Raw genomic sequence first — 5,306 nt, forward strand, 5'->3', positions numbered from 1 at the left:
GCAATAGGGGGCCGTGTCCGGATCGGAAACGGCCCCCCCCTGTGACTGATCAAGTCAGCCGGATCTTATTCCGGAGCTTGCTCGCCGATATAGGTCGCCGTGTTGTCAGTGAGGCCGGTTGCGCCGGTTTCGATCGAGGTGTAGGCGGCCACGGCCAGGCCCACGACGGCTGCGGTCAGGACAACCCAGTCAACCGTGACTGCGCCGTCTTCGTCTTTGGTGAAGTTCTTGAAAAATTTGATCATGGTTCGTCCCTCCAAAGGATCAGTTAAGTTTGCGTAACCTTGGCAGCGAGGTGGTGGGCCGTTTCTCTCTCACTTGGCCCGTCGCCGTCTTGGTATGGTTGTATATAGCCAGTGGATTCGGGCAGGAATTGGGCGTGATTTCAGCATTTCCATTGAATTTCGCAGGCATTCCCCTGTTTGCTATTAAGTCATTGAAATCTTTTGGAAAGAAAAATTAAAAAAGTGCTACCGGGCCGATCTTTCGCGGGTTTGCGTGGCAAATGTGGCATAAATTCCAATGATTTGGCGGTGGATTCTGGCCCGACGGCGCGTTTTCTGCGATCATGCGCGCAAAGAGAAACGAGGCGGGACATATCGCACCCATGCGAGCGATCATCACGATGACGGCCGTGGCGCTGCTGGGCGGGGCAATGCAGCCCGCGCCGGCCCGGGCCGAAACGCCGCCACCCTTTCCCGAGTTTACCTTCAAACGGGTGAAACCGCCCAAGCCCGACGCGGACAGGCGGATCACCATCCAGATCGAGCCTGAGGCGCGCGGTGAGTCGGAACCTGCGGAAGGGGCGCCCCCCGAACCGGGGGATGCGGCGGTGACGGCAAAGGGGCGTTATGGCTGGTTCTGGGATTCGGTGTCACCCGAGATCGAAGAAAGCGGCCCCGGGCGGCTCGAAGAGGCGTTGGCCCGGATTGCCAACCCGCCCGGCGGGGCGGAGGCGGTGCGGGCGCCAAGGCTTCAAGGCCTGCAGGACATCGCGCGCGCGCAGGGCGCGAACATCCTGCGTGCGACGGTGGGCACCGAGGTCTCGCCGGCACTGGTTCTGGCCGTGATCGCGGTGGAATCGTCGGGCCGGAACGACGCGGTGAGCCATGCCGGGGCCTCGGGGCTGATGCAACTCATGCCGGCGACGGCGGTGCGGTTCGGGGTCGGTGACGTGTCGTTGTCCGCCGACAATATCAATGGCGGGGTGGCGTTCCTGGATTTCCTGATGAAGGAGTTCGACCGTGACCCGATCCTCGTGCTGGCGGGCTACAACGCGGGCGAGAACGCGGTGAAAGCCCACCATGGCGTGCCGCCCTATGCCGAGACGCGCGATTATGTGCCCAAGGTGCTGGCCGCGTTCCAGACGGCGCGCGGGCTGTGCCGCACGCCGCCGCAACTGCTCAGTGACGGCTGTGTCTTCAATGTCGAGGTGAGGAAAGACGGCTGAGGGCCGGGGCGCAGAGGTGCGCCCGCAGCCCCGTCCATCGCGTATCCTCAGACGATATGGGCCTCGGTTGCGGCGATCACCTCTTCGCGGGTGACGCCGGGGGCCAGCTCGGCGATATGCAGGCCCTTGTGCTCGACCTCCAGCACCGCGAGGTTGGTGATGATCACATCGACCACGCCCTTGCCGGTGAGGGGCAGGGTGCATTCCTTGAGAAGCTTGGACTCACCGGCCTTGTTGGTGTGGTCCATCACCACGATCACGCGACCGACCCCGGCGACGAGGTCCATCGCGCCGCCCATGCCCTTGACCAGCTTGCCCGGGATCATCCAGTTGGCAAGGTCGCCCTTCTCGGAGACTTCCATCGCGCCGAGGATCGCCATCGCGATCTTGCCGCCGCGGATCATGCCGAAACTGGTGGCGCTGTCGAAATAGGAGGTGTGGGGCAGTTCGGTGATGGTCTGCTTGCCCGCGTTGATGAGATCGGGGTCTTCGGTGCCCTCGACCGGGAAGGGGCCCATGCCGAGCATGCCGTTCTCGGATTGCAGCGTGACGTGGACGCCTTCGGGGATATAGTTCGACACCAGCGTCGGAATACCGATGCCGAGATTGACATACATGCCGTCCTCAAGCTCTTGCGCGGCGCGGGCGGCCATCTGATTGCGGTCCCAGGGCATTTATTCGCTCTCCTTTATCGGCAAAGGGCCGGGGGGTCGTTCGGGGCTGTTATGCAATTCCGGCCAGGTTTTTGCAATGGCCCGGAAATGGGCGAGCGCGTATTCGGCGCTCATGTGGATATGGTCGGCGGGCGCGGGCGCGCGATCGGGCGGCAACGTGGCGGCGCGGGCGAAACGGTGCGGGGTAAAGACGTCGCTGGCGCGCAATTCGGGCGGTTGTGGCACGATCGGGCAAGGCATGTCGCTTGCGGTGGCGGCGAGCGCGCTGTGCCACTGCTCGAAGATGCGCGGCGCGGCGGGATGAAAGGCCAGCGTTGCCATTTTCGAGCTTCCGGGCCGGGCCCGGTCGGTGACGAGCGGCTGGGCAAGGTATGTGAAGCGCCCCCGGCCGTCATCACCGAACCATTTCATCAGGCGCCCGGCCGCGCCAGTGACGGCCTGCCGGGTGTATTCGGCGAAAAGCGCGGGCGAAAGACGGCGCGCCTTGCCGGTCCCGGGCCAGCCCAGGATGTCGAACTCGGCCAGAAGCGCGTCGAGACCGATCATGGCAAAGGGCTGACCCGCGACGATGACACGGTCCTGCGCGGCAAGGTCGATCTCGGAGGGCAGGGCGGAGTCGTGATCGCCCCGTGCGCGCAGCCAGCCGTCATCGCCCAGGTCCGCCGAGCGCAGGTCATGCCGCGGAAAGGCGAAGAAGGACAATTCAACCGTCGGAAACGCGGCGCGGATTGCCTGTGACGCCTCGGCATAGGCGCCGATATGGGAATTCCCGATGATGGCCACCCGGATCATTTGCGGAACGCCTCGAGCAGGATTTCTTCGCAGGCGACCTCTTCGGCGGTCTTGCCGGTGTCGGGCGGTTCGGTCGGGGGGGCGATTTCGGGGGCGGGGCCGTCGCCATGGGCCATGGCAAACACGCCCAGAACGGTATCGACGCCGGTGGCCGACGGATCGCGCCTGTTGCGGGCGAAATGGGGCCCACCGGCGGCGGTTGTGGTGATGATTTCGTAAGCGGGGAAATAGTCGAAATCGGGGTCTTGCGCCTCCAGCATGCCGCAGACCGCGCGCAGCACCGATTTGGAGTAGGTGGTGGCGGTGCCCACATGCGCGCCGCTTGCAGTGGCGGTGAGCGGCACGGGCGAGACGGTCAGCAGTATTCGGACCGGATATCCCGCCGCGTGCAGAAGATCGCGGCTGGCGCAGAGATCGGCCAGAACCTCGGGGTAGGTGAAATTGTGGAATGTCACCGTATCGGGGTCATATTGCCCGGCCACGGTGCCGGGCGCGGTGGGCAGGGCAAGCCCGGTGGCGCGGTCGATCCAGCATTCGGTCAGGCCGAGCGTGAAGATCAGAACGTCGGTTTCGGCCAGCACCCCGCGCACGCAGGCCAGGTGGTCGCGCCGCGCCTCCTGCACCAGGTCGGCACTGTCGAGCCCGTGCGGTTCGACCGTGGGGCGCAGCGCGTCGAAGACCCGCCCGTCGCGGGTCCAGACCGGCGCAGGGCGCGGGGTGTCCGAAAGTGCGTCCTCGATGAGCTGGCGCAGCTGCCGGGCGGTGTAGATATTGCCATAGCGCGCCGAATAGATGTTGTAGCCATAATCGCGGGCGAGCGCGGCCGGCAGAAGCCGCCCCGTGCCTTCACCCTGAAGCACATTCCAGCCGGCGCGAGTGAGCGTGCGGTGCAGATGCTGGGCAAAGCAGCTTCCCGCGGTCATCAGGCGTGTTTGCGGTGTGAGGTCGAATTTCGGGCGATAGAGCGCGGCGACGGTTGCCTCGTCGGGCGCGCGCATGGCCGAGCGCCAGAAGGCGGCGCGCGGCAGGTCCGCGTAGGGCGAACGCCGGCCTGCGGGGCGGCGGGCCATGATCAGCCGTCTTTCTGTTCGAGCGTCCTGGCGATGCGGCGCAGCGAGGCCGCGTTCAATTCTGCCGCTTCGAGATGGATCATGGCGGTGGCGAGTTGCAGCGTGAGCGTGGATTGCTCCTTGGCCGCCTCGATGCCGAAGGTGTCGAGCACGATCCGCTTGGAGCGGCGGATGTAGTCGCTTGTCCGTTCCTCGATCAAATCGCCGCGGCGGTTGAGGGCCTCATCGCGATCCATCTATTGCGCCTCCATCAGGCTGCCGGGCGGGTGGTGCGCTTTTCGATGCGCTTTTCGTGTTCGCCCTGGATCAGGCGGTGCACGTAGATGCCGGGCAGGTGAATCTTGTCGGGGTCGAGCGTGCCGGGTTCGACGATCTCTTCGACCTCCATCACGCAGATGCGTCCGCACATGGCGGCGGGCGGGTTGAAGTTGCGCGCGGTCTTGCGGAAGATCGCGTTGCCGGTGGTGTCGGCCTTCCACGCCTTGACGATGGAGAGATCGGCGAAGATGCCTTCCTCCATGATATAGGTTTCGCCGTTGAAATCCTTGTGTTCCTTGCCCTCGGCGATCTGGGTGCCGACGCCGGTCTTGGTGTAGAAGCCCGGAATGCCCGCCCCGCCTGCGCGCATCCGCTCGGCCAGCGTGCCCTGGGGGTTGAATTCAAGCTCGAGCTCGCCCGAGAGATACTGGCGCATGAACTCGGCATTCTCGCCGACATAGGAGGCCATCATCTTTTTCACCTGCTTGGTTTGCAGCAGGATACCGATACCGAAATCGTCCACGCCCGCGTTGTTCGACGCGAAGGTCAGGTTCTTGACACCGGCGTCGCGGATCGCGTCGAGCAGAAGTTCGGGGATGCCGCAAAGGCCGAACCCGCCGGCGGCGATCAGCATGTCGTCATGCAGGATGCCATCGAGTGCGGCGGCGGCATTGGCATAGATCTTGTTCATCGGAAACTCCCTCTCGGTGCTTGGCCCGTATGTGACGCGCGTGTGCGGGGAAGTCAATATCGCGGGATCGGAACCGGGCCGCGTCAGGCCGATGTTCGGCCGTGTCCGGTGATGCGGCGCAGGACAAAGCAGATGAGCAGCGCCAGCCCGGTATAAGGAAGGGCGGCGAGAACGAGTTGCGTGATGGCATAGGAGGTCTGAGCCTCACCCTCGCCCATCTGCGCCAGGAGGCTGTTGCCGCCGCGCACGAGGCCAACCACCGTGCCTGCCAAGAACCAGAGGGAGTATTTGCCGAGCATCCTGTCGCTCTCCGTCTCGTTGTCACAGCTTCACGGATTAGGCGCGGAACGTGGCCGGAATGGGGCGAGGGC

Annotated in this window: 8 protein-coding genes; 1 reads left to right on the plus strand and 7 read right to left on the minus strand. The window is 64.7% G+C overall.

The genetic code is table 11. From position 1 onward, the window contains the following. Nucleotides 1-65: 65 nt before the first annotated feature. Complete coding sequence (locus tag ACESL9_RS16795; RefSeq protein ID WP_372675270.1) at nucleotides 66-245, minus strand: hypothetical protein; 180 nt, start codon at nucleotides 243-245, stop codon at nucleotides 66-68. 362 nt (nucleotides 246-607) lie between these two features. Between ACESL9_RS16795 and ACESL9_RS16800 the strand changes: the two genes are divergently transcribed. Then, nucleotides 608-1,450 (plus strand): lytic transglycosylase domain-containing protein, encoded by an 843-nt coding sequence (locus ACESL9_RS16800; RefSeq protein ID WP_372613726.1) that lies wholly within the window; start codon nucleotides 608-610, stop codon nucleotides 1,448-1,450. A gap of 47 nt (nucleotides 1,451-1,497) precedes the next feature. Here ACESL9_RS16800 and ACESL9_RS16805 read toward each other — a convergent pair whose 3' ends face one another. From ACESL9_RS16805 to ACESL9_RS16830, 6 genes are all read right to left on the minus strand, one after another. Then, nucleotides 1,498-2,124 carry a CoA transferase subunit B gene (locus ACESL9_RS16805; protein ID WP_372613724.1) on the minus strand — a complete coding sequence of 209 codons (627 nt, stop codon included), beginning with the start codon at nucleotides 2,122-2,124 and terminating at the stop codon, nucleotides 1,498-1,500. Then, nucleotides 2,125-2,916, minus strand: coding sequence for a hypothetical protein (locus ACESL9_RS16810; protein ID WP_372613722.1), 792 nt, complete (start codon nucleotides 2,914-2,916; stop codon nucleotides 2,125-2,127). It lies immediately after the preceding gene. Beyond that, nucleotides 2,913-3,986, minus strand: a complete 1,074-nt coding sequence (locus tag ACESL9_RS16815; protein WP_372613720.1) for a GSCFA domain-containing protein — start codon at nucleotides 3,984-3,986, stop codon at nucleotides 2,913-2,915. Before ACESL9_RS16815 ends, ACESL9_RS16810 begins: the two co-directional genes overlap by 4 nt. A 2-nt stretch (nucleotides 3,987-3,988) precedes the next feature. Further along, complete coding sequence (locus tag ACESL9_RS16820) at nucleotides 3,989-4,222, minus strand: hypothetical protein (RefSeq protein ID WP_372613718.1); 234 nt, start codon at nucleotides 4,220-4,222, stop codon at nucleotides 3,989-3,991. Nucleotides 4,223-4,236: 14 nt separating this feature from the next. Further along, the gene (locus ACESL9_RS16825; RefSeq protein WP_372613716.1) at nucleotides 4,237-4,935 is read right to left on the minus strand and encodes a CoA transferase subunit A; all 699 of its coding nucleotides are present in this window, start codon (nucleotides 4,933-4,935) and stop codon (nucleotides 4,237-4,239) included. A gap of 83 nt (nucleotides 4,936-5,018) precedes the next feature. After that, nucleotides 5,019-5,234: a hypothetical protein gene (locus ACESL9_RS16830; RefSeq protein ID WP_372675271.1), complete on the minus strand. Its 216-nt coding sequence runs from the start codon at nucleotides 5,232-5,234 to the stop codon at nucleotides 5,019-5,021. Nucleotides 5,235-5,306 lie beyond the last annotated feature (72 nt).

The sequence above is a fragment of the Aquicoccus sp. genome, assembly GCF_041686535.1.
Classification (GTDB): Bacteria; Pseudomonadota; Alphaproteobacteria; order Rhodobacterales; family Rhodobacteraceae; genus Aquicoccus.